The sequence below is a fragment of the Mesorhizobium sp. P5_C1 genome (assembly GCF_054049815.1).
In genome coordinates, this window is record NZ_JBFULQ010000854.1 from 1 (window position 1) to 1660 (window position 1660).

General features: G+C 60.8%; 2 protein-coding genes and 1 pseudogene. All 3 read left to right on the forward strand.

Features of this window, described 5'->3' with window-relative positions; genetic code table 11:
• Positions 1-392: pseudogene (locus tag ACXJ7R_RS31945) on the forward strand (sugar phosphate isomerase/epimerase family protein); the annotation flags it as partial.
• 20 nt (positions 393-412) lie between these two features.
• Positions 413-1504: a fatty acid desaturase family protein gene (locus tag ACXJ7R_RS31950; protein WP_457155290.1), complete on the forward strand. Its 1092-nt coding sequence runs from the start codon at positions 413-415 to the stop codon at positions 1502-1504.
• Between the two features lie 11 nt (positions 1505-1515).
• Positions 1516-1660, forward strand: a 145-nt coding sequence (locus ACXJ7R_RS31955; protein ID WP_457155291.1) for a Rieske 2Fe-2S domain-containing protein, incomplete at its 3' end; no start/stop codon positions are given.

Below are 1660 nucleotides of genomic sequence, written 5' to 3' on the forward strand. Positions count from 1 at the left end.
ATCCTGGTCTTGGCCTGCTGATGGATCCGACCAATTATTTCGAGGCGCACAATATCGACCGCATGGACCAGGTGCTGAACCAGGTGTTCGACACGCTGACCGACAAGATCAGGATCGCGCATGCCAAGGACGTCAAGCGCTCCGGCAGCGACAAGTCGGAGAAGCACGCCGACATTGGCGATGACAATGCTTCGGAAGGCCTCACCTTTCGCGGCGTCGGCGAGATCGAATTGCCGGCGCCCGGCCTCGGTTCGCTCAATTATGATCTTTATCTCAAGCGGCTCAGCGAAAAGCACCCGAACATCCCGGTCATCATCGAGCATCTGACCGAGGACGACGTGCCACGCGCCAAGACATTCCTCGATGGAAAATTCCGCGCCAACGGCCTTTGAGGACCGCACGGGAGGCGACGATGGCGACGGTCAAGACAAAGCGCGACTACAGCCTGGTCGGTGAAAGCACGCGGATCGCGATCGAGACCGGGCTGGCCTCCGCCGAGTGGTATCACACAGACGTGCCGCGCAAGACTATGAAGGAGCTGATGCAACGCTCCGATATGCCGGCGATCCGCGACACCCTCATCTGGATCGCCGCCATATTGGGCTCGGCTGCCGGCGGCATCTGGTTTTGGAGTTCATGGTGGTGCGTGCCGTTCTTCTGCGTCTACGGTGTGCTCTACGGCTCCTCCAGCGACTCGCGCTGGCACGAATGCGGCCACGGCACAGCCTTCCGCACCCGCTGGATGAACGACGTCGTCTACCAGATCGCGAGCTTCATGCTGATGCGCAATCCGGTGACCTGGCGCTGGAGCCATGCCCGACATCACACCGACACGATCATCGTTGGCCGCGACGCCGAGATCGCGGTGATGCGTCCGCCGGATCTGTTGCGCGCCGCACTTGCCTTCACCGGCGTCCTCGATTTCCGCTATTCGCTGCCGACGCTGGTGCGCAATGTGTTCGGCAAACTCTCGCCGGACGAGAAAAGCTTCGTGCCGGAGATGGAGCAGCACAAGGCGGTCATCGCCGCGCGCTGGCAGATCGCTATCTATCTCGCTGCGATCGCGCTGGCGCTCTACCTCTGGTCGTTCCTGCCGCTGGTGCTGATCGGCCTGCCGCGCCTCTACGGCAGCTGGCACATGGTGCTGACCGGCCTGCTTCAGCATATCGGGCTGGCCGACAATGTCACCGATCATCGGCTGAACACGCGCACCGTCTACATGAACCCGATCAGCCGTTTCATCTATTGGAACATGAACTACCACGTCGAACATCACATGTTTCCAATGGTGCCCTATCATGCGCTGCCGAAGCTGCATGAGTTGATCAAGCATGATCTGCCGGAACCGAACCCTTCGATGTGGCATGCTTATCGCGAGGTCTGGCCGGTACTGATCAAACAGCTCCAGTACGAGGACTATTTCCTCGAGCGCGAATTGCCGCCGACGGCACGGCCGTACCGCGACGAATTCCATGCGCTGACCGTCCCGGCGGCAGCGGAATAGGGGAGAACCAGATGGCCGGCTGGGTTGAAGCGTGCGGCGTCGATGATGTCGAGGAAGAAGACGTCATCCGCTTCGACCATGGCGGTCGCACCTTCGCCATCTATCGCAGCCCGGATGACGAATTCTTCGCCACCGACGGCTACTGCACGCATGAGA

Bases quoted from the DNA above. Each gene is read 5' to 3' on its own strand.
- ACXJ7R_RS31950 (WP_457155290.1), top strand. From the start codon at position 413: ATGGCGACGGTCAAGACAAAGCGCGACTACAGCCTGGTCGGTGAAAGC.